Raw genomic sequence first — 22,739 nt, 5'->3', positions numbered from 1 at the left:
ATGTTTTTCTACCTCCCTTCCGACTCGTCAATTTTCTGGCATATTAGCTGAAAAATAGTTTCAATACTTCCAATACCATCAATGGCGACGTACTTGCCCTGCCGGTTATAGTAATCGGCAACAGGAGCTGTTTTATCATTGTATTCCTTAACCCGTCGACGAATAAGGTTTTCATTCTGATCATCGGGCCGACCCGATGTTTGTCCACGTATCAGCAATCGCCGGGTAAGTTCTTCACTATCCACTACAAGCGCGATCATGACCTGTATTTTTGTTTGATGCTGTTTTAGCAGGTTGTCAAGTGCTTCTGCCTGAGGCACGGTACGCGGGAAACCGTCAAAAATAAAGCCTCCTACCGTCGGGCTATCGGTTGATGCCGTTTCAGTAGTAGCCTGATTTTCCTCTAATTTATTTTCAATCATGCCAATCACTACCTCATCCGGTACCAGTAAGCCATGATCCATTAACTGTTTTGCTCTCAAACCCAGTTCAGTACCCGCTGCAATTTGTGATCGTAATAAGTCGCCGGTCGACAAATGAACCAGCTTGTATTGTTGAATTAGTTTTTCGCTTTGGGTGCCTTTTCCCGCACCCGGCGGGCCAAACAGTACAAGATTCAGCATACGGCTTTCAGTAGAGAGGGCGTTTTATTCAAAAATTGCGCCTGCAAAGGTACAATACCCTCAGGAAAATAATAGCTTCTAGGTAAGATCGTCCTTTGTCTCACCAACCTCAACAACATAAAAGCGTAGGTTTGATACCTACGCTTTTATGTCGACAGTCAAAAATTTCGGTTACTTACCGGCGGTTTTCTTTTTCGCGGGGGCTTTGGCCGCTGGTTTTGACGGAGTGGTTGTCGGACCTTCCAGAGCCTTTTTAACATCCGCGTCGTTCGGATCTAATTCAAGAATTTTGTTGAAATATTCCTTAGCCTTTTCATCATTTTTCTTTGCTAGGTTATACGAAGCTAAGAATTTATATGATGTAATCAGATTCTTTAAATAACTCTGTTTTTTGGCCGCATCAGTCTCTGCGTTAGCCATCTCTATGAATTTTTCATATAATGGAACGGCTGTTCCGTATGCCAGCGATATGGCCGATGGGTAGGCATAGTAATTTGACTGAGCCCGGTAGTAATAAGCCAATGGGTACGTTTCGCCAGCTGTTTTCTCGACTTGCTGCGCCATCTCGGCAAAAGCTGAATCAGCCCGCAGGAAATACAACTCCCGTCCCTGACGAACCTGGGCAGTGTCCATTGGAGCTGCCGTGGTGTCGCGTCCTACCCGGAAACCTTGCTGATAATTGGCAAGCCCCTTAAAAAGGTAATCATTGTTCAGGGGTTTCTTATCATTTTTGATCGTCTTAGCGTAATAATCAGCCGCCTTATCATACTTTTTGCTATCGTAATATGTCTTGGCAATCTCACGATATAGGTTGTCAGTCGTATCAAGAGGAGCCGCTTTCTCCAGGTTTACGATGCTCAGTGAGTCGCCTTCAGGGGTTCCCAACTTTCCATAAGCGCGACCCAGGTATTTGTAGTCATCATAGATCACTTTCTGAGGAGCTTCTGAGATAAACTTACTCAGTGATTGAACTGCTTCCTGGTTTTTCCCCAAAGCGGTGTTAGCCCAGCCATACATACGATCAATGATCGGATTGTTTACTTTCCCTTTCAATTGATCCAGATAAGTAATTGCCCCTTCATAATCCTGGGCCAGAAATTTGTACCGGGCAATATCCAGCAATTGCTCTGGGTCAGTTGTACCGCTCGTTTGTACGTACTTCTCATAATTCGTAGAAGCACCTTTGTAAGCGCGCGAGTTGGCTAATGCATCAGCTAAAGCCAGATAGGTTGGTGAAAACTGCGGATCGGTCTCAATCGCCTTATTGAAATACTCCTGAGCTTTTGTATAGTTTTTACCACGCAGGTACAAACGACCAATTTTGTAGTTTGCCTCTGCCAGATTAGGCTTGATAGCCATTGCATTTTCGTACTTAGTGATAGCGTTACCGCCGTCATTTTTCAGAAAAAAGGCATCTCCCATAGTCATCTCGATTTCTGGGTTTTCATTTTTCTTGTCCTTTTCATCAGCTATCGTCAACAGTCGGATAGCTTCTGCCGGGTCGTTTGTTTCTTCTGACAGCGTGTACATTTCAGCCGCCCGAATCAGGACGTCCTGATTTTTACTTTTCGTTTTGGCAACGGCTTCATCAATAAGCGTCTTAGCTGTACTACGATCTTTTTTCATCAAGGCCACTCCGGCCAGACCAACATTGTTAAGTTGATCTTTAGGGTCGGCTGCCGCTCCTTTTTCAAAGGCGGCCTTTGCTTTATCCGGCTGACCGCTCTTCAAGTAGTAATAGCCTAAATAAAATTGGTTATCTGCAGATGGTGAACTAGTGGCTAATTGCGTCAGTGTTTGCTCTGCCTTTGTATATCGTTCAGCCTCCACATCTTTCAGGGCCATTGCAAGGTCCTGCGCTACCAAGGGAGTCGTCATGGTCGCCCCGACGAACAAGATAGTTAATAGCGATTGCTTCCGGTTGGTCTTCATGTAATTCAAGTTGGAAATTAAATTAAGGTTAGTGCTGATTAAACAGTTAACAAAACTAAAAAATTGTCGTTAAACCAAAAAAACTTACTCACTTTGTTAAGTTTATAATCCTATCGTATGGCATTCTTGGCCAAAGCCCCAATTTACGAATAATTAAGGAACCAGCATCTCTGGTAATATAATTTATAAGTCCACCACCTAAACCCGGATGCGTTTCCCGACTCAATATATACACGGGGCGTCGTAGTGGGTAACGTTGCATTCCCAAGTCTTCCTGAAACGGCTGAAAATAGTCGTCCCGTCTGGTTGGCTTTTCCTTATCCGATACGCCCATTACGCGCAAATCACGCGCTAGTTCGACGGAGAGGGGTTCATCACTATCACTAATCCAGTTAACGCCGATAAAGCCAAGTGCCGAGGGATTTTCGCGCACGTAATCAATCACTTCTTTATTCGACCGCGTTGTAAAAATGCGCAGTTTACTGATATCTTTTACCGCCAAGGTATTCAACATAAACTCCAGATTACTGGAATTGTTATTGTCGAATACCAACGTTATGGGTACTGTTTGATTCCCGCCTTTTAGCTGATCCCATGTTTTTGTCTCACCAGTGAAAACACTGCCCAATTCCTTCATTGTTATCAGGCTATCCGTATTCGCTTTATTTATAATGAGAGCTACGCCATCTGTTGCAATTTTTTCCGTTGCCCCTTTTATTTTCTTTTGATCCAAGAGAGCGCGCTCATTTGGAGTTAGGGTGCGGGTTACGATTACCATTCGTGCGCTATCCCTAAGCATCATATTGATTGCCTGCTGCTCCGGTTTATAAACGATGTTAAAATGAGTATTTGGATAAATGCCCTCATAGGCAGATGTAAGCTGCATTACCAACGGCTGAAAGGACTCATCAGCCGCAACAGTAATGGTACCCTGCGATGGGTTATCGAGCGATGGTTTGCCTGTACAACCCATCATCAAAGCAGCTAATCCAACAAGATAGCAGGTACAATTAGTCATTTTGTTGAAAACGTTGATAGGCCCGATACGCCCTGAAAGCTCCGTACACAATTAGCAACAGCCCCAATCCATAGCGAAAAGGACCGGTTTTAGGTAACATCCCAAAAGACTGAGAGGAGACAATCAGTGCGATGCCTCCTCCCAGATATGCCAACGCGGCCAATGTTGCAATAACCAACAGTAGCCGCGTTGAACCATTATTTTGTCCGCGCATACGAATTATTCCAGCGTGAAATTAATGGGCAGGTTAAACTTAACCCGAACCGGACGGCCCGACTGTTTACCAGGACGCCATTTTGGCATAGCCTGCACAACGCGTTTTGCTTCTTCGTCGGTACCAAAACCAAGCCCTTTCAGTACTTGCACGTCTTGTATACTACCATCCGTATTAACTACAAAGCTTACGAATACACGTCCTGAAATGTTGGCCCGCTGAGCAGCTGCCGGGTAGCGGAGGTTCTTTTGCAGATATTGACCTAGCGCGGCCATACCACCACTAAATTCGGGTTGCTGTTCAACAACCGTAAAGATTTGCTCTTCTTTCGGAGCCGCTTCAACCGCAACCTCTACTTTCGTTGGAGCAGCTGTTGCTTCCGGTGCCGCAATTACCTCTTCAGCGTTTGGATCACCTATCACCGTTTTTTCGGCTGCAACGGCTTCTTTCAGTTCTTCTACCGCTGGCGGGGGGGTTTCCTCCGGTACTTCCTCATCCGGTTTTACCTCCGGTGGCAGAAATTTCACGGTATTAACCTTTGGCACCTCCACCGGCGGTGGCGGTGGTGGCGGTGGCTCGTTCGGATCAATGGGTGGTGGTGGAATTTTCATCAAATCCACCTCGGTCATTGATACTTGCTTCTCTTCCGGTGTCAAAGCGGTTAAGATGGACGGCGTAAGTACACCAAGCGTAAACAGGATGCCCCCAATAATTAAAGCACGAGTTACAGCTTTGGGATACGATTTTCGCAGATCATACGCACCATACGCTTTGTTCCGGTGGGCAAACACGATATCATCGAGTGTTGCCTGGGAGTTTAATTCTGCCATGGTGTTAGATGTTTAATTTTGCTTTGTCTTTGAGAAGGGTTTTCTCAGCGTCGGTCAATTCATCAACGAGCGCGTAACGCTTCAGCTTCGTAATGGCCATCTCATCCAGCACATCAACCATGTTTTTGTAGGTCGACTCTTTCGTGGGCTTGATAACTACAACGAATTTGTCACTGCCTACTTTCTTGACGTTTTCCTGAAGTGCCTGACGAAACTCATAGCCATACCCAACGGTCTTTAACTCAGGCTCTTCGTTAGCAGCTTTACCAAAAATATAGTAAGCCTTGTTATCTTTTCCCAAAAAGACCGTCATCACGTTGGATGCCTTAATAGGCTCCGTTTCTTCTTTCAATGTTTTATCCGGTACATTGAGCGTCATCGAAGATGGTTTGCTCAGGGTAGTGGCCAGAATGAAGAAGGTAATCAAGAGAAATCCTAAGTCAACCATGGGTGTCATATCTACCCGTGTCGACGCTTTCTTCGATCTTACCTTACCACCGTCATGTTTACCACCACCACCACCAGTGTTAATTTCTGCCATAGTTTCTTAACAGATTCACAGGGTGAAAATTTGATTTAGTTACAGGCTCTATTTATCCGCTGTCCAGCCGGCAGGAGGAGCTTCCGTCCCCGTGATTAGGTTGAATTTGTTGATATTTTGCGCCTGTAGTGTAGCTAACACGTTTTTGAATTCAGGAAATTTAGCGAGGTTGTCACCTTTCAACGCAATTCGCAGATTGTTGTTAGCCTTCCGGGCATTGTATACCCAGGACTTCAGTTCGTTGTTAGCACCTGCCCCGGTCGAGTCTGTTGGAATACCAGGTTGTTTTACTTTGCCCTGTTGTTCTTTCGACAGACTTAGGTACGACTTTAACTGATTGATTGGCAGTCCAAAGTTCGACATAAGAGCGAACTCTTTTTTCTCATTGGCCGTAAACGTAATGCCTTTCTCAGCGGCAACATTCTCCAGTGTAGCGATACGCGTATTCTGGTTATCGGTGCCAAAATAGACTTTACCGTCTCTACCAAGACCAATAGTCATGATGTCGTTGTCCGGAACTTTGATTCCAGAGATAGACGATGGCGTTTCAATCGACGCGGCATCCTGCGACCGGAACTGGGCCGTCAGGATAAAGAACGTCAGCAACAGAAACGCCACGTCAGTCATCGCCGTCATGTCCACTGAGGAACTGGCGCGTTTTATTTTAACTGCTGGCATATGTTTTCTTATTTCGACCTGCCCGACTTATTTCGGGTAGGTGGGTTGAATAACATCGACTAGGCAGTCCCGACTTAATAGTGGGCTGCGAAGTTTTGCTGAATGCTCAAACCGATTTCATCAATGTTGTAGGTCAGTGTATCAATCCGGCTTGTGAAGTACGAATACATGATAGTGGCAATAGCCGCTGTACCGATACCGAGAGCCGTATTTACAAGGGCCTCAGAGATACCTGTCGATAGCGCGCCTGTATCTGGCTGACCCGTAGCACCCATAGCTGCGAAAGCCCGAATCATACCAAGTACGGTACCAAGCAGAGCAATCAGCGTAGAAACCGAAGCCAGCGTTGCAATGATGGTCAGGTTCTTCTCCAGCATCGGCAACTCAAGCGTAGTAGCTTCTTCTACTTCTTTCTGCAGGGCTACCAATTTCTGCTCTTTGTCCAACTGTGTATCGGTCGCTAGTTGCTGGTACTTCACAAGTGCCATTTTAACAACATTACCAATCGAACCTTTCTGACGATCACACTCTTTGATTGCTTCAGCCACTTCATTACGATCAAGCTGGCTTTTAATTTTCCGAACGAAATCGTCAATGGAGCCCGAACCGTTTGCACGACCAATAGTGATGAACCGCTCAATAGAGAAGACCAGTACCGTCAGAAAACAGGTGAACAGAATTGGTACGATGAATCCTCCTTTATAGACGGTACCGAAGTAATCGCCGGGGAGGGGTTCTTTCGAGTTGTCGCCTTCTTGGAAGTGGCTGCCATCACCGAAAACGAACATGTACGTCAGGATACCGATAACTAACAGAATCGGTATCACAAGCGCTGGGTTAAGACCGCTTGACTTCTTTTGTGGTGCCGGTGCTTTGGCGGGTGCTGGAGAAGGAGTTTGTGTTTTCATTGGAACTGGACTGTAGGGTTAAAATTAAAAGTTGGTTTACCCGGTAAAAAAAGTGAAAAATTTAGACTCTTTCGGTTTGGTCAGCTAAATATTTAATAGAAATACTGTCAAGCCTCCACAAAAATATGTGTTTTCCGACAAAAACCACACAAATCTATTTATCAAATGTTTCACTCTTATTGTAGTCCGGCAATAAATACTTGGACTTAAATTACTCTTACCTGAAACCTTAACTCGTTTACCCGGTAAGCTAAATCGTTGTTCCTCAACTGTAACACACAAACTTTTCTGTCATTAAAAGGCTTTTTCCGGGGTATTTAAGGGGGTTCGTAGCGCATAAAATAATTGTTAAGAAGGTGAAGTGAGCCTCTTAGCGGACCCTCACTATTTATTTCTACCTAGATGCAATGGGTCGCTGAATTCCACACCATGTTCATAAATAAAGCAAAAAAGCGTCGTTGCCATTTCGTTGATTGAGGAGAACTTCGCAGGAAGTGAGTCGAAAAAAGAAAGGGAAAGGCCCCTATAGTACTATCAGAAACTATACGGATTATTCTTCCCCCTCCTACCTAAATGTATGTGCATAGTGAGTGTCATTATCCACCGTAGTTAGTAATTCTGTTGTTCTATATTGCCTATTAGTGTGATATGCTCGAATCACTTCCAGGCTTTACGTATATAGTTAACCTGTTCTACCTAAAGCGGTAGTAATCTATCCGTTCTTCAACAGTATCGTCTCTTCCATACGTGACTAATCATACAAAATCTGAAATTATCGTCGGCGTAATATTTCTGTACAAAATATTTATCGTAAAAAGTTGATTTCAGCAAGGATATACAAATTATTATATACCTTATTTAATGAAAAGCGGTATTATATCAGGTTTCTGTAAATAAGTATGATAAATAGCGAGACTACTTTGCCTGCTTAAAAGTATAATCTGATAACATTTGGATAATATTGACGTAATATTAAGGTAACATTCGATGCTGCTAATGACGGTGAAGGTCGGGCACGGGTGTGTTTATCTTTCTTTACAAACACATTGAAGTCATGAAAAAGGCTATTCTTCTCATGCTGGCAGGCTTCCTGGCAATGCAAGCCTACGCTGCGCCCATCACCACGAAAGGACCAAAGATGCCAAAGGCAACGCTGACGCTGGAGCAACAGTTGGCAAAGTATATTTCTTACCCCGACGCCCTCAACGCATCACAACAGGCAGGTATCGTCGTGATTCAGTTCCGGGTAAATGGTGCCAGCGAACTTTGTCAACTGGAAGTTTTCAGTCAGAATGACAAGTTAAATCATACCTTACTGCGCCAACTGACGGGCAAAAAATTACCGGGTTATGGTAGTATCGGGCTGGAACTCTATACTGTCAGGCTCCATTTCCAGCCGGATTGAATCCCATTTGATTGGATAGAATGACAAAGCAACGGTCTTACCGGGCCTTCAGATGCCTGGTAAGACCGTTGCTTTGTCTGCGTTATACCCATAAGGTAAGCTTTCGGCCTGACTGGAAACTTATTTTTTCAATTCAGCTGTAAATTCAGCGTAAGCCAGCTCCAAGGCCTTCAAAGCATCTGTTAGCCCACTTGTATCGTTTACTTTCAATTTTCCTTCTGCGGTTCGGGCAATATCGGCCATGCGGGCTACACCAATGGTACCGGCACTACCTTTCAGGGTATGCAGGTTGCTTTTTACGGTTGGAATATCGCCCAGAGCGTACGCCGATAGGGCTCCGATAACCAGCGAATCTGCTTCCGTTACAAACTCTTCCATAATACTATCGACCAGTTCCTGGCCACCAATGTCGCGGAGTTGCCCAACAATTTCGGCGTCAATGATGGGTAACTCCGTTTCAGGTGCTTTTGGCTGTATTTTGGGCGTTGATGATGAAGTACTAGCTGGTTCTTGCTGACGTTTGGCCCGGTTGGCATCTGTCAGTTCTTTTACTTTAGCAACCAGACTTTGGGCACGAATTGGCTTGGCAATATAATCATCCAGCCCCTGGCTGATAAATCGCTCTCGGTCTTCTTTCATAGAGTAGGCGGTCATTGCCACAATAGTAGGCAACTTAGTACCGAACTGTTCGCGCAGGTGCCGGGTGGTTTCCACACCATCCATGTCCGGCATCTGGATATCCATAAAAATGACATCGAATCCCTCAAACTCCCCTTTTTCCCGGCGCGCTTCAGCAATTGCTACCTCCTGTATCGCGGCAGGCCCACTGTCGGCAGTGGTAATAATACAACCTGCCTTGCGCAAAATTTCACTGGCCACTTTCCGGTTCACTGCATTATCGTCCACCAATAATACAAGTGGATGATACGTACTGAAAAAATTAGCCAGCGCAATTTCGGCTACTTCCGTAGCCTGTTGAGTTGGACTGATAGCCGTTTCTTTCAGTTCTATAGTGAACCAGAATGTACTGCCCTGGCCAACAGTCGACTCAACGCCCACTTCTCCCTTCATCAGATGGGCCAGTTCTTTCGAGATGGCAAGCCCCAGCCCTGTACCACCAAATGATTTTCGCGACGATGTGTCAACCTGGCTAAAGGAGTTGAAAAGCAGACTGATATTCTCGGGCGAAATACCAATGCCAGAGTCTTTTACCGCTACCCGAATGCGATTGAACTTGCCCCGCTTGCTCAACAGGGTTGCCTCAACCCGTATCGTTCCCTGCTCCGTAAACTTGATGGCATTGCTGGTTAGGTTCGACAGCACTTGTAAAAGCCGGGTTTGGTCAGCAATGACGAACGTGGGCAGGGCGGGGTCGAGATAATACGTCAGGTCGTTGTTTTTCGAATTGGCCTGTTGACCAAATAAAGCAATCAGCTTCTCAAAAATTTCTTTGAACGCTATCGGCGATTCATGCAGCATCATCTTGCCGGCTTCAATCTTAGACAGGTCCAGAATATCGTTCAAAATGTTCAACAGCGTTTCCGATGAGCGCTTAACGATTTTTACATAATCGCGCTGTTCCTCATCCAGTGGCGTGTCATTCAGCAAATCAATCATGCCAATTACCCCGTTCATGGGGGTACGAATTTCGTGGCTCATGTTGGCCAGAAACTGCTCCTTCACCTTTAAGGATCGTTCAGCTTCATCCTTGGCTTTCACCAGTTCGGCCGACTGCCGACGAAGTTCGGTGATGTCGCGGGCCAGTACGGCTACAACCGAGTTTTTACCCGGCGCAAACTCCTGCGAATCTTCGTCGTTCAGCATCAGCATATTGAACATATACTGACGTTCGCTGCCATCTTTCCGGCGCAAACTGGCTTCGAAATTGCGTAGGCTTCGGTTACGGCCCAGTTTAATCATGGCCCGGTGAATGCTACTTTTATCAAAGAAGTACTGAGTTATATCCTGCCCCATCACTTCGTCGGGCGTGTAGCCCAGCCGCTTAAAAATAGATGGGCTAATCATAGTAATCCGCCCTTTTCGATCTACGCGGGCATAAATGTCCTGTAGATTCTCGAAGATACCCCGGAATTTTTCTTCACTTTGCAACGTCGCAATTTCAGCCCGTCGGCGGTTAGTGATATTCCGGGCAATACCCGATACTTCATCAATAACGCCCCCGGCCAGCAAAATAGGGTTGAGATGAAACTCGTAAAAGGCTTCACCACTGGGCATCGTAAAATGCAGTTCAAAATTTTGAGGATAACCCCGGAAAGCCTGCTGGTATCGCTCTTCCAGTGTTCCCCGATTTTCACTACCAATCATCCGCCAGCCGGGTTCAGCGGTACTAGCCTGAACGGCGGGGCCGTCGGATGCCTGATGCCCAATCAGCCGGGCGTAGTTCTTGTTGAAAGACGTTAATTGCAAGGCTTTGTTAACCGACCAAATCAGGTACGTACTACTATCGAAAATGGCGTTCAGGCGGGCATTCTGTTTATCCAGTCGAGCCTCCGATTGTTTTCGGGCAATAGCCAGGGCTACCTGTCCCGAAATAAACTCCAGTAATTCCAGGTCGCGCGGGCCGTACGTCCGGGCCTCATCGTATGACTTCACACCAATAATTCCGGTAATCTCGTCGCCAATACGGAGGGGAGCGGTCAGCATTACCTGCGGCTGACGCTGACCATACAGGTCTATATTATGCTGGTCGGCCAGTTGACGAATGTCTTTTTCGTAGAGAAACAGAGGTTTGTTGGCCAGAATGGTGTATTCGATGATACCATTGCCCAGTTTTCGCTTGGTGAAACGCATGTTACTGCCGAAGTATTCATCAACGTAATAGGGGAATGACAGGTAGGTTTTGGTAGAATCGTACAGCGCAATAAAGAAATTGCGGGCATCGATAATGTTGCCCAGTTCCTCATGGATTTTATGGTACAGCTCACCAAGATTGGGTGAGTTGATGGTCCAGTTTGCAATGCTGTAATATAATTTCTGCGATTTTTCAGCCCTGATTTTACCGGTAGTATCGTGCAGGATACAGCGAAAAGCAGTGGGCCGACCATTATCGAACCGACAGTTGATACTCCCCGACAGGAATAGTGTTTTACCCGCCTTGCTCCGAAAAACAGTTTCGACATACGGGAGCTGGTCCCCATTCTGGATGCGTTTGAGCAGATCGAGCGTACTACTGGCGTAGTCGGGATGGAGAACATCGCGCAGGTTGAGAGCCGAAATTTCTTCTGAACTATACCCCAGTGCTTCCCGCCAGGCGCGGTTTACGAAAATAAATTTGCCATCCAGGGTTAGCAACTGGATCAGATCGGAGGTGTTATCCACCAAATCCTGCAATTGGGCATTGGTGTTCGAAAGGGCTGATGCTACCCGCCGTTTGTTCGTTACGTCTTCCCCAATAACGGTGAAGGAAGCCACCTGTCCATCGGTACCGTTGATGATAACGGAGTTGAGTTGTACGTTTCGGAGGGCACCACTACGAGCCAGCAATGAAATCTCCTTCTGCTCCGGAAAGCCCCCTTTTACCAGAGCCTCATCAAACTCAAGTTCGAGCCGGGCACGGTCGACAGGGGGAATAAGTACATCGAAAAAATTACGCCCGATAATGTCATCGGGTTGCCAGGCGGTAACCCGGTAAGTATACGGATTAGCATAACTAAGCGTCCCGTCCTGCTCAATGGTCAGGCCGACCAGGTTAAGCTGGTCGACCGTTTGCCGAACGTCGAACAACGGACGGCTTTCGGCAGTAGCCTGATCATCGCGTTCGTGGTGTAATCGCTGGATTTCGGCTACTAATTCAGGTTTAGTTTTGGCAGACAAGCGCATGGGGTATAGCAGTGAGTTGTATAAATTTACAAAAATCCTGGTTTCTGCTAGCTACAGAAGGTCGTTTGAGTTGATTTCTTTGGTCTGAACGCGCAGTTTTTGGTCCTAACCTACGTTACTTTTCAGGTCCGTATCTGGATACGCCCCAGAAAAGCACTTTGACTAAAACCAAGCCCCACTGCTTTTAATCCCGGATCAACAACTTGGCTCGTTTGTAAGGAGGTGGAATTAGAAAAGGGTTTTCATCTACCAACTGCCTTTGATTGCGCAAGTATTGTTTACTTTGCTTTCCATCACCTGATTATTATGGTAAAACGTTGCATTTGTTTCTTGGTCGTACTGGCAGTAGTAGCCTGCGAACCATTCGACCTTAAAAAGAAGAACTTTCCCGTTTGTACCAAACCGTCCGCTGGCATCGGCTATTCCATCGGTCGACTGGATGTAACGTTCTTCCTGGATAATCCGCAGGGAGATATTGGGGTTGTAGGCTGGGACCCCGGCGATAATAAGGGGGTGAGTCGGGTTGGAACGCGCGTGACCTATACGTATGACAAACCCGGAACTTATACCATTACGATGACCATTGCCAATGCGTGTGATGATAAGTTTATCACCACCCGACCAGTTACCGTTAGCAATTAACTACTTATGCGGCTGTTACTCCTGTTTTTTATTGGTTTGTTACTGACGTTGCCGAGTCAGGCGCAGGAACGTATACGCAACGTCCGGATACGAGCTATCGATTCTGCGCAGCTTGAAATCCGCTATGACCTGGTCAATGCCCTGCCGGGCGATTCGGTTTACTTTGACATCCGTAGCCGACTACGGGGGGCGTTACTGATATCCCCCCAATTTGTTCGGGGTGATATAGGCACTCGTATCACAGCGGGGTCCGACCGGCGTATTATCTGGAATGCCATGGCCAACGGTTACCCCCTGAATGAGGAAGTGCAGGCCAAAGTGTATGTCAAAACGAACACAATACCCGTGAATGCTGCCACGCTGGAGCCAACGGTGGTGATTCGTCAGTCTCCCGCTACAACACCGCCTTCCGAACCCGTCTCTGTAACACCATCTAACCCCGCCGAACCGGCTGCCGTAACGCAGCCCTCGACAAATTCCGGGCGAAGGCGCAAAAAGCAGGCAACCGTTGTGCTGGCCGACCCCAGCCAGCCAAAACCAACTCCGCCTACCACACCGCCCGTACAGCAGCAGGCCATTCCTCCACAACAACCGCCCCTGGTGCAACCGGCTGAGCCAAACCGATTAACAGGAATTGACTCCGTATCATCACCCCGGATCCGGCACGCTGGCCCCGCCTGGGCATTATTATCTGTGGTGGCACCCGGCATAGGGAACATTTTTGTCCAGACTCCGAAGCCTAAAGTTGGGTTCCGTCCGTTACTAACGGTGGCCTGCTACGGACTGGCAGTGTATGGGCTAACGGAGCGACAAAAATCAAATGACCAGTACGCCATCTATGAGGAGCAGAAAAATATGGCAGCCGGAGAACCTTATTATAAAACGGCTAACGATCACTACCATCGTTATTTTCTGGCTACGCGGGGCGCTATCATTGTGGCTGCTGCCGATGTTATTCTAACGTTTTTTAAAGGAGTACGGAACGGGCGGGAAGCACGGCAGATTCAGGGTGTTACCTTCCGGCCGGGTGTGCAGGCCGGGCAGCCAACAGCCGTAGTCCGGTATTCATTCTAACCAGGAATTTTGCACGCATGGACACGTTCAAAAACTAATTATTTATGCGTACTTATCTGACTATCAGTCTTTTTCTCTCATTTTCGGTTAATTGTCTGGCACAGTCAGCCGGGCAACGAATGAAGCCAACGATTTATTCGGCTTCCAGCGATTGGCAAAAGGTAGTACTCAAATCAACCCTTCAGCCAACAACTCAGTACCGTCGGGCCAGTCCATCGGGCCAGTCCGCACCCACCGAAAACGTCGATTTCCGTCCTGCCTTTACCGGCGACTTTGCCACTAACCGAAACGGCTGGAAAGCGGGGAATCGGGGTGGTTACTATTATCAGATTGGCCTGGGGCGGTACAGTATCCGAAAACGCAATGTCAACACCAGGGAGGTAGCGTTCAGTACAGTAGAACTCCCCGCTACTATTAACCTCAATCTGGCTGATGTATTTACCATAAAAGTAGATGTGCTGGCCGATTCGGGGCAGGTTCCATCGGGCGGAATCCTATTCGGTGTGCTGGATTCGCTCAACTACTGCGCGTTTACGCTGAATGGGAAGGGAGAAGTTTCCATTATTCGGGTAGCAAACGGGCAAACCTTCAGCGACTATATGACGGGCGATTATTTTTTACCGGGCGTACTGGTCGAGAAGAACCGGGACCGGCTTATGATTGAGCGTAGAGGGCAGGGCCTGCATTTTTACATCAATGCGCAGGAAATCCGCAGTAGTCCCTATCAATTTAAAATGCTTCCCGGCAACGGAATCGGTGTAACATCGTCCGGTTACTGGACATCCTTTCAAAAGCTTGGCGTTACCATTGGGCCAGCGTCAGGCACGTATACCCCCATCACTGCTCCTGCAACCAGCCGGGCGGTTGCACCCGTATCAGACCGTAACAAACCTATTGTTACGAACAAGCCTGAATCGGTTGAGGTCGATTCACCAGCAAAAATAACCATCAGTATAGCACCCAGCGCACCAATCGGATCACCTGCCAGAAGCTCGACAAGCACCCTACCTACACGGGCAACGTTCAGCGATTCATTCGAGCGTAACAACCATGGTTGGTTTACAGGCATCCGAAAAGGTTACGAGTTTGAAATAAATAATGATAGTTACTATATCCGCCGGTTGCCGGATGCTAAACAGGAATTCGGCCGATGCTACGTCGATTTGCCTGCCACTATGAATCTGACGAAAGCGGAATCCTTTACGATTTCGGTCGAAATGACGGCGGCACCGGACGAAGTGCCAACGGGTGGCATCCTGTTTGGCGGTCAGGACGTGAATAATATGATGCAGTTTTCCGTAGCGGACCAAAATAATGTTATCATCAAGTCACTGGCCAAAGGACGCACCTCAGCCAGTTATATGTCTGGACAACAAACGGCAAGCGGTGTACCTATCAATAAGGACACCAACCTGTTGACAGTAAGCAAGCAGCAGAATAAACTCTATTTTTATATCAACGGGCAGGAAATAGCAGACAGCCCACAAGAGTTTCGCCCATTTAAAGGGAACAGTATCGGTTTCATTACGGGTTTGTCGACCATGAAATTCAAGAACCTATCGGTAACGGTGCAAGACCGACCAACTGACCGTTAATTTCTTACCTGCTCCCCATTCCGGTTAATGGTAATGAGCTGACCATTCAGAAAAGCGGAGGCCGTATTATTCCGAAAGGGCGTTACAGCTTCAAACTCGGGTCTAATGACCCATTCGTCAGCTTCATTGATATAGCCCCAGCGGCCATTGCTTCGGGCGCGTCGCCAGCCCTGCTCATCAGCTCCCAGTTCTGCCTTATCGTAGGGTTTATTGCCGAATGCTTCTTCGTATTTACCCTGTCGAGCATCAGCGGGGGTGGCGGGTTTAACTTCCGGTTCGGGCTGCGTTTCCTCTTTAACCGGTATGTCAGTGGATTCTCCTTTTTTTTTAGGACTCTCAGACAAGGCCACGTCCGGCGCGTCCGTTGGTTCTACCGGACTCTCGGTAGTTGTTGCGGATGAGTTTTCACGGTTTGGTTCCTGACGCGTATCGCTGGCGACGTCCTGATAAGGCTCTCTTTGCCGGATCGACTGGCTGGTCTGGTCGGTTTTACGAGTTGGTGTTGGTGCGTTACTGTTGGCATTGCTGCTCTTGATAAACCAGTAGATAATGGCCAGCAGCACCAGGGCGAACAAAACCCCGTACACCCCACTCCGGTCGCGGGGAATAACCTCCACCCGAACGGTACTCAGCGGGTTGTTATTGACATCGAAGAGGGTATAATCCGTGCTTTTCGATGGTTTTACCCAGCCCCGGTTTTTCGGCGACAAGCCTTCGCCCAAGTCATCAATGGTAACGGCCAGCAAATTTTCTACTTCCCAGGCCAACGTAACGGGTTGCCCCTTATGTACGCGGGCCGGAACCGCCGTAAACGACCGCACAACGGGTGCTGGCTCGGGAATGGTGTGCTCCAACACAACGGGCTTCGGCGCAATGGGGGGCACAAATGGTTCAGGAGGGCGGGAAGTCTCCTTTTTTTCGGCTGGCTTTGGCGATTCTATTTCTTGTTTGATTACCTCATCGGAATTGGAGGCTGTCGTTTTCGATACCTGCGGTACTTCAGTTAACTCTGGTACAGCGGGCACCGGTTTGGGTACCGGGAAAACAGGCGTCGGTTCGGGCGTACCAGGTGCCGATGCGGCTGCCAGTCGTTTCAATACCGTTGGAACCCACTGGTTTTTAACAAAATCGGGGGAAAGCTTTAAAGAAGAGGCCGCGTTGACAATCTGGTTCAAGTCCTGGTCTACATACGGACTACGCGAGGGCTGGGCCAGTCGGGTAATACGGGCCTGTATATTCTGAAACAGCAGTTTGTTTCCGGCTACTTCCTGGCTAATCTCACTGGCCCGTTTCAGCGCGTCGGTTAGCGAAATACCCGCCTGTTGTGCATCCTGAAGGTAGCTGTTGGTTTTCCAGGCATCGGGGCCATCAAGGACAATGGCTTCGCGCAATCGGTCGGTTAGTTCGGTTTCGGTCATAGGTGCTTGTCGGGGTTGATAAAAACTAAACACCAAATTTCAGTCGAACGTCACAATATTTCGTCGATAATCCAGTGAAATTTTACCAAACTGCGACAAAGCCGACTGGCCCAGCAACAAAGGGGCCTTGGCCCCGCTAACGACACTAGCGTGAACGTTTTCCAGAATCCGGTCGCCAATTTGTACGGATTTAAGCCGGATAATGGAACCGGGCGAAATATCGCCGTTAGCATCCTGAAACCGCGATTGGCCTACTATATCATCGTCGGTGATTGTGCCCTGTTTCATCATAAACTCGGCTTCTGTTGAGGATATAGAAATCAGGCTGGCGCCCGTATCCAGGATAAATTGCATAGACGTTCCATTAACCGTTACTGGTACTTTGTACACTCCATTTTCCTTCTTCATGCGTACCTCGGTGGGGCCGTTGCCTAGTTGAGTCAGCGTTGGCTTGGGTTCCGAAGGATTGACCGCCGTAGCGGCCTTGTCGGCCGGGTTACTCCGGGTCCGGCGCGGCTGATGACTGCCCGACCGGGAGCAGCCTGAACAACCAGATAAGTACAAAAAACTGATTGACAGGAAAATAAGTAACAAAAAGCGGATAGCTACCGGCACTATTAGTCTTCTTTCCATGGGCGTACGTATCGACCGGCTTGGGTAAATACCACTCATTTGAACAGCATTGAGCAGTGCTTACCCGAGCCGGGTAAATAAGTTTTTGCCTTTAGAACGGGTTACGAAGATTATTTATTCGGAATTGGTTGCTTTTCTGCCTTGCCGTTTGCCATATACACCAGCATTTGCTCACCCGTCTTATTTTTCATGATAAACGGGGTATCACTTAAAAATCCGTGTTGGCCTGTTTCAAGTCCAGGGGCTTAATCCAGATGTTTCGATAGAATACATCGTGGCCTTCAGCCTGGAGTTTGATGCCTCCAGGCGTATCGGTGATGCCTTTGCCACCATCGTTCCCCCCGTCGATGCCGGAATTAGGGCCGCCCCAAACCTGGTTGATCGGGCGATTAGTATGGGCTTTTTTCCCGTTCAGATAAATGGTTGCCATAGCTGGTTCGGTACGTTTGCCGTCGGTGAAGCGGGCAGCCCTGAACTCGATGTCGTAAGCGTTCCATTTGCCGGGACCCGTATACAGTTTATACGGGGAAGGCGATTCATTGATAATGGCTCCTAACCCGTGCGAGGTTGTATCGCCGTCGAAAATCTGAATTTCGTAGCGATTTTGCAGATACACGCCACTGTTACCCCCTGGCTTGCTGACATAAAATTCTACGTGCAGCCGAAAGTCCCGGAATGTTTCTTTGGTTACAATGTCAGCGGCTCCATACAACCCACCGGCTGCTGCGGGGTCATTGGTATTCATGACTGTACCGCTCCCGGCGGGGTCTTTCTCGATTTGCCATTTGATGGGCATCGTCGCTTTTAAACGGGGTCCTTCCCAATACATCCACTTTTCGTCCAGCATCTTACGCGACCCATCGAACAGCATTTCGGCTCCTTTGGGTGCTTTAACCCCCACTCCTACCGGTTCTTTTGCCAGGGGTATCATGGCCGCACAAACAATGAGCAATAGTAAAACGGGCGTTATATGGATTAACTCACGGGCAACGTGTTTCATGGGGCAGTACTTTTTGGGTGTTAACGAACACAATACGTTACAGGAAGAATGATACCTCGTACATCTACCCGTTTTGACGCTGTTGTCTCGTTGGCCATACAACTGGCATTCCCATTTTGATAGACTTTCCCCACCGATTGCTCCGTAGGAGAATCTTGGCAAAACGCTTCCATAATGATAAAAAAAGCAAGCCTCTCAACGGGATACCGGTTAAGAGGCTTGCTACCGGGTTCCGGTTAAGCCTATACGTCGATTTTCCTGAATTTTTACCCGAGTCAGCTGGGTACGGAGCCGCACCCGCAAGTGGAAAATAGTGGTGCTGTGGGTCGGCAGCAGGTGCTACTTTTTAAAGGATAATGCGCTGATATTTTTACCAATGAGCCTACCATTTGCTATGCCTTTTTCGTTTGCGCTCCGAAAATGAATACCACCATAAAGCCGGGAAATTGCCGCTTCTTCCGCATAATCAAAGAAGGAGCTGAAGGAACGACCGGCAAACGTGCCTGCCCAGGTGTTATCGGTAAAGACGTAGTTATCCCCAAAGAGATCGGTTAAAATCTGCGAAGCCGCCCCCGAACCGGACGAATGCCCAGAGGTATATTCAGGAAAAGGTGGCGTGGGAATCAATGGCTCCCAGTTAGGGTCAATCTGGCTTTTAATGTAGGTAATCGGCCGAAGTACATTGTATACATACTTGGCTCTCCAGCAGGCCACAAACGCATCCGATACCGCCATGGTGACTTTAGCGAAGGTTTCGGCAGATCTGTCCAAACGGGCATCCTCTTTTTTGAGAACGATAACCGCAATATTAATATGGTGTCCGGGAGGAGTAAGCGACCCACCGCCGTCGGCCCAGAAAAGGCCAATTTCTTTTTGTTCCATCGTCAAATTTTTGCCCACTGTATACACCTCCAGCGCATCCTTATACGAATCGGAATTGGTATCAGTCGAGTATGGATAGGGTGCTGGTGGGTTTACATTGGCATTGGCTGCCACAAAAGACCGGTTACTACCCCAGTATGGTAACATCGGAATGAGTTGCGCACTGGTTGGCGACCAAAGTCCTGGCCCCACAGGCGTTGTATAGTCGGTTGGAAACACGTTTTTGTAGGCTTCGTGGCCACCATCCGTTTTAGAATAATCAAAAATAGCGGTAGCCATAGTCGTTCCAAATTGATTTGACCGATTTACTACATCCGGCGCAACACCCGCTTTCAGGCTATTCTCCAAACTCAGTTTCAGTGAATCTATTGTCGTTTTGTTGGCATCGCTCGTCGTTGGATAAAGTGCCTTTATCAGCGTATACTGGGCGATATTGGCGGCTAGTGCCCAGTTGTATTCTTTCGTGGCATCCGGTTGTGGCAACGTGGGTAACCCGTTTAACTGCCCGGCCAATGACTTGTATGTACTCATACCCGGCACAACAGTTTCGTATAAAACCAGACCCGTATACCCCAACGCACGAGCCACAATAGGAGGAGTAAACCCAGCCGTCGTTTTTACGAGTCTAAGCTCCAAATCGATCCATTTAGTAGCTACATCGTCCGAATAGGTAATGGTTGGTTTTGATAAAGCAACGGGATCGGGGGTACGGTGGTCCTGGCAGGCAGTCAGAGAAAGGACAAATAGCAGCGTCAAAAAGATATGGGATAGAAGGTTTGTTCTTTTGCCGTTATCCGGAAAAATTACGTCATTAAACTGCGTTTTCATGGCTTTAATTTTTAGTGTGTAAAGTTTAGTTAGCATCGTATACTGGTCCTGAATGGTTCGGTCAGCCATTTGCATGTTTACTCAAAGGGGCAGGTCACTACTCCATTGCTCAATAGCTAACTTCAGTCCCTTCGGTTCAGCTACGGCTAGCGGAATGAAAGCGTATTGAATCATTTACTGCTCTATCCGAGAACCCGTTACACCAATACTCAGCAGGAGGTATTCTTTGTTGCTTTGTAAAGTAGTGGGGTTTCATTGTGTGAGTCGTGAACTGTTGATTTTACGGCAACAAATTTTCGGGTGTGTGCACGATAAAGCTTCCGTAGTTTGTCAGAATCGATTGCCTTTTATAATGACTAAACTACTTATTACTAATGCCTTACAGGAGCGCAGAGTCGATGTATACCCGCCCGGCATTTACATCTTGGTGGCTAAGATATTAGGTGAACTCACGAATTAGTTAGCCAATTAATAGAATGTCCCGTAATTGATAGGAATAGTCCCAGGATTGATAGTGATGGCTATCCAGTGAGCCTTTGAAGTATGGTACTGGCAACGTAAAACCCTGTGTGGATGGGACACCGTAGTATAATCAGGGCGACTCACTACGAGGTTACGGGTTCATTCAGTCCAGCACAGCAATAGTTAATGCTGGTTTACAGATTACCATTGGTTGATCAAATCAATGTGGTGAATGCTACTTTGGTATAACCATGCCAGAATTTTACGGCAGGATACGTCGATCACGCGCAACAGTTAGTCGTTCCGCCGTTCGCCCTGCACCGCACTGGCGCCCGGATAAGCGTACTTAATGCCTCATCGCAACGGCACACCGTCACCGGTATTCCAGCGGCCTGGTGGCATCAATTCGTTTACATTTAACAAACTCCCGCTTGCCCCAGGTACAGACAGTGAGGCTGTATAACTTGACTACCAAAATTTTAGCTTATTGTAGCCCTCCTGTGGCGGATATGCACAGAATGTGTCAGCTACCCCGGTTTATTCTTACCCTGGTGGGTTAGAACCTTTGCCTCATTAGTAAACAACGATTCTAAACGCCAAAGTAGGAAACCCGTTAAGCAGTACAAATAAACTAGCATGGAAAGTAAAGCAAAACTGGCTGGGCATGCGGCTCACCCGATTCTGGTGGTTTTCCACTGGGCCTCCTAGCTACCTCTGTCATTTTTGATGTGGTGTATCTGCTAAATGACAACTCGACTATGGCTCTGGTCGCTTATTGGATGATAACGGCTGGGCTCCTGGGAGGGCTGGCAGCTGCGATTCCGGGTTGGATTGACTGGTTTGCCATTCAAGACGGCACACGGGCCAAACGGATTGGTTTATTGCATGGATTAGGCAACGTAACGGTATTGCTGCTGTTTGCCGGTAGCTGGTGGTGGCGTACCGATGAGCCAAGTTATCATCCATCGACCCTGGCGCTGATTAGTGCTGGGTTAGCGTTTATTATACTAGGCATGACGGGCTGGGTGGGTGGTGAACTGGTTGATCGACTAGGCGTGGGCGTTGACCAGAGTGCTCACCTGAACGCCCCTAATTCCTTGTCAGGGAAGCCAGCTACCGACATACCCGTAATTGACAGACCTCATTAGGTATGAATGAATCTAAACCCCTGAATCAGACAGCCAAGTACCAAAAATGGCATCGTCATCTGGAAGAAAACCAGGTGTCAATAAACGGAATCGATCCGGTATACGTCCACCGGGCAGAGAAGGATGGTAGTATTTTATACGCACTGCTTAAGGTAGATGCCCAGTCACCCGAAGGGACTAAACTGAACCCGATCTGTTTCCTGAAAGGGGATGCAGTTTCCATTCTGGTCGTTTTGATTGATCAACAAACGGAGGAAAAATACGTAGTCCTCATCCGCCAGCGACGAATCGGCGACGGGTCGATAACGTATGAGCACCCCGCTGGCATGATAGACGAAAAGGACGCTTCACCCCAGGCGGTGGCTATGCGGGAGTTGGGTGAGGAAACGGGGCTTCGTGTTGAACCCACCGACGTAAAGTCACTGTTCAGCCGTCCGCTGTTTTCGGCTACAGCTACCAGCGACGAGACTCTTTATTTTTTTTATCTCGAACGCCGAATGCCCCTGGCCGAAATTAAAGCCATGCATGAAAAGTCCACGGGCAAGGAAGGGGAAAATGAACATACGCAACTGCATATCGCTACGTTTCCCGAAGCTCAGCAAAAAGTGGCTAATCTACATGGCGTACTGGCGCATTTACTGTACCTGAAACAGGTTGGCGACTATGAGTTAATGGGCTTACTATAACTACCTGGCAAGATGAAAAGGGATAGCTTATTGCCTTTGCACTGTTGCTGATTAGCCTTGTTGGCGCTTACATCTGGTATATCCGCCTAAGAGCGTGTTGGGGAATTAGGTGCTTGATTCTGAGGGTATTCTCTGTAGCATTAGCTGAATGTTAGCCAAATAAAGCCAGTTTATTGATGAACTCAGCGTGTGTTCGTAGTCTTTTACTAGCCGACGGAAGAAGTTTGTCCAAGCAATACTCCGCTCCACCACCCACCGTTTTGCCACTGGAACAAACCCTTTCGCTGACTCCGCTCGCGAAGCTTTTTCAAAATCAATACTCCATTCCCCAAGTGCTTTTTTGAATACACCGTTGTAGGCCTGATCGCCGTATACTTTTTCC

At 47.8% G+C, this 22,739-nt stretch carries 18 protein-coding genes and 1 pseudogene; 6 read left to right on the top strand and 13 right to left on the bottom strand.

Features of this window, described 5'->3' with window-relative positions; genetic code table 11:
- Window positions 1-8: 8 nt before the first annotated feature.
- The 7 genes from B156_RS0121520 to B156_RS0121485 all read right to left on the bottom strand — a co-directional run bounded on the left by B156_RS0121520 (window position 9) and on the right by B156_RS0121485 (window position 6,744).
- Window positions 9-623, bottom strand: coding sequence for an adenylate kinase (locus B156_RS0121520; RefSeq protein WP_018621854.1), 615 nt, complete (start codon window positions 621-623; stop codon window positions 9-11).
- 171 nt (window positions 624-794) lie between these two features.
- Window positions 795-2,555 (bottom strand): tetratricopeptide repeat protein, encoded by a 1,761-nt coding sequence (locus B156_RS0121515; protein WP_040586175.1) that lies wholly within the window; start codon window positions 2,553-2,555, stop codon window positions 795-797.
- An 88-nt stretch (window positions 2,556-2,643) separates the two neighbouring features.
- Complete coding sequence (locus tag B156_RS0121510; RefSeq protein ID WP_018621852.1) at window positions 2,644-3,573, bottom strand: PstS family phosphate ABC transporter substrate-binding protein; 930 nt, start codon at window positions 3,571-3,573, stop codon at window positions 2,644-2,646.
- 219 nt (window positions 3,574-3,792) lie between these two features.
- On the bottom strand, window positions 3,793-4,617 hold the full coding sequence (locus tag B156_RS0121500) for an energy transducer TonB (RefSeq protein ID WP_018621851.1): 825 nt from the start codon (window positions 4,615-4,617) through the stop codon (window positions 3,793-3,795).
- Window positions 4,618-4,621: 4 nt separating this feature from the next.
- Entirely contained in the window at window positions 4,622-5,158 is a 537-nt protein-coding gene (locus B156_RS0121495; protein ID WP_018621850.1) for an ExbD/TolR family protein, read from the bottom strand.
- 48 nt (window positions 5,159-5,206) lie between these two features.
- Window positions 5,207-5,836, bottom strand: a complete 630-nt coding sequence (locus B156_RS0121490) for an ExbD/TolR family protein (RefSeq protein WP_026260968.1) — start codon at window positions 5,834-5,836, stop codon at window positions 5,207-5,209.
- Window positions 5,837-5,910: 74 nt separating this feature from the next.
- Entirely contained in the window at window positions 5,911-6,744 is an 834-nt protein-coding gene (locus B156_RS0121485) for a MotA/TolQ/ExbB proton channel family protein (RefSeq protein ID WP_018621848.1), read from the bottom strand.
- Between the two features lie 1,054 nt (window positions 6,745-7,798).
- On the opposite strand from B156_RS0121485, the gene B156_RS0121480 reads away from it, so the two are divergent.
- Complete coding sequence (locus tag B156_RS0121480; protein WP_018621847.1) at window positions 7,799-8,149, top strand: hypothetical protein; 351 nt, start codon at window positions 7,799-7,801, stop codon at window positions 8,147-8,149.
- A gap of 120 nt (window positions 8,150-8,269) precedes the next feature.
- Here B156_RS0121480 and B156_RS0121475 read toward each other — a convergent pair whose 3' ends face one another.
- Window positions 8,270-11,989: a PAS domain S-box protein gene (locus tag B156_RS0121475; protein ID WP_018621846.1), complete on the bottom strand. Its 3,720-nt coding sequence runs from the start codon at window positions 11,987-11,989 to the stop codon at window positions 8,270-8,272.
- Window positions 11,990-12,295: 306 nt separating this feature from the next.
- Between B156_RS0121475 and B156_RS0121470 the strand changes: the two genes are divergently transcribed.
- The 3 genes from B156_RS0121470 to B156_RS0121460 are packed head-to-tail and all read left to right on the top strand — an operon-like array spanning window position 12,296 to window position 15,300.
- On the top strand, window positions 12,296-12,631 hold the full coding sequence (locus B156_RS0121470; protein WP_026260967.1) for a PKD domain-containing protein: 336 nt from the start codon (window positions 12,296-12,298) through the stop codon (window positions 12,629-12,631).
- Window positions 12,632-12,637: 6 nt separating this feature from the next.
- Window positions 12,638-13,705 carry a hypothetical protein gene (locus tag B156_RS0121465; RefSeq protein WP_018621844.1) on the top strand — a complete coding sequence of 356 codons (1,068 nt, stop codon included), beginning with the start codon at window positions 12,638-12,640 and terminating at the stop codon, window positions 13,703-13,705.
- Between the two features lie 44 nt (window positions 13,706-13,749).
- Complete coding sequence (locus B156_RS0121460) at window positions 13,750-15,300, top strand: LamG domain-containing protein (protein WP_026260966.1); 1,551 nt, start codon at window positions 13,750-13,752, stop codon at window positions 15,298-15,300.
- Here B156_RS0121460 and B156_RS0121455 read toward each other — a convergent pair.
- The 4 genes from B156_RS0121455 to B156_RS0121440 form a co-directional block, all read right to left on the bottom strand.
- Window positions 15,297-16,718 carry a WG repeat-containing protein gene (locus B156_RS0121455; RefSeq protein ID WP_018621842.1) on the bottom strand — a complete coding sequence of 474 codons (1,422 nt, stop codon included), beginning with the start codon at window positions 16,716-16,718 and terminating at the stop codon, window positions 15,297-15,299. The genes B156_RS0121460 and B156_RS0121455 overlap by 4 nt on opposite strands.
- Window positions 16,719-16,757: 39 nt before the next feature.
- Entirely contained in the window at window positions 16,758-17,351 is a 594-nt protein-coding gene (locus B156_RS0121450) for a retropepsin-like aspartic protease family protein (RefSeq protein ID WP_040586171.1), read from the bottom strand.
- A 208-nt stretch (window positions 17,352-17,559) separates the two neighbouring features.
- Window positions 17,560-18,351: a 3-keto-disaccharide hydrolase gene (locus B156_RS0121445; RefSeq protein WP_018621840.1), complete on the bottom strand. Its 792-nt coding sequence runs from the start codon at window positions 18,349-18,351 to the stop codon at window positions 17,560-17,562.
- 339 nt (window positions 18,352-18,690) lie between these two features.
- A complete protein-coding gene (locus B156_RS0121440; protein ID WP_245563798.1) occupies window positions 18,691-20,061 on the bottom strand; it encodes a vanadium-dependent haloperoxidase in 1,371 nt (456 codons plus the stop codon).
- Window positions 20,062-21,251: 1,190 nt separating this feature from the next.
- On the opposite strand from B156_RS0121440, the gene B156_RS29655 reads away from it, so the two are divergent.
- Together B156_RS29655 and B156_RS0121430 are read left to right on the top strand one after the other, a co-directional pair.
- Entirely contained in the window at window positions 21,252-21,671 is a 420-nt protein-coding gene (locus B156_RS29655; RefSeq protein WP_342664440.1) for a DUF2231 domain-containing protein, read from the top strand.
- Between the two features lie 2 nt (window positions 21,672-21,673).
- Complete coding sequence (locus tag B156_RS0121430) at window positions 21,674-22,357, top strand: NUDIX hydrolase (RefSeq protein WP_018621837.1); 684 nt, start codon at window positions 21,674-21,676, stop codon at window positions 22,355-22,357.
- A gap of 105 nt (window positions 22,358-22,462) precedes the next feature.
- On the opposite strand, the pseudogene B156_RS0121425 reads toward B156_RS0121430, so the two are convergent.
- A pseudogene (locus tag B156_RS0121425) lies at window positions 22,463-22,739 on the bottom strand (IS5 family transposase); the annotation flags it as partial.

The organism is Spirosoma luteum DSM 19990 (genome assembly GCF_000374065.1).
Taxonomy (GTDB): domain Bacteria; phylum Bacteroidota; class Bacteroidia; order Cytophagales; family Spirosomataceae; genus Spirosoma; species Spirosoma luteum.
The sequence above is the reverse complement of the archived record's forward strand: the minus strand, read 5'-3'. Positions and strand labels throughout refer to the sequence as shown.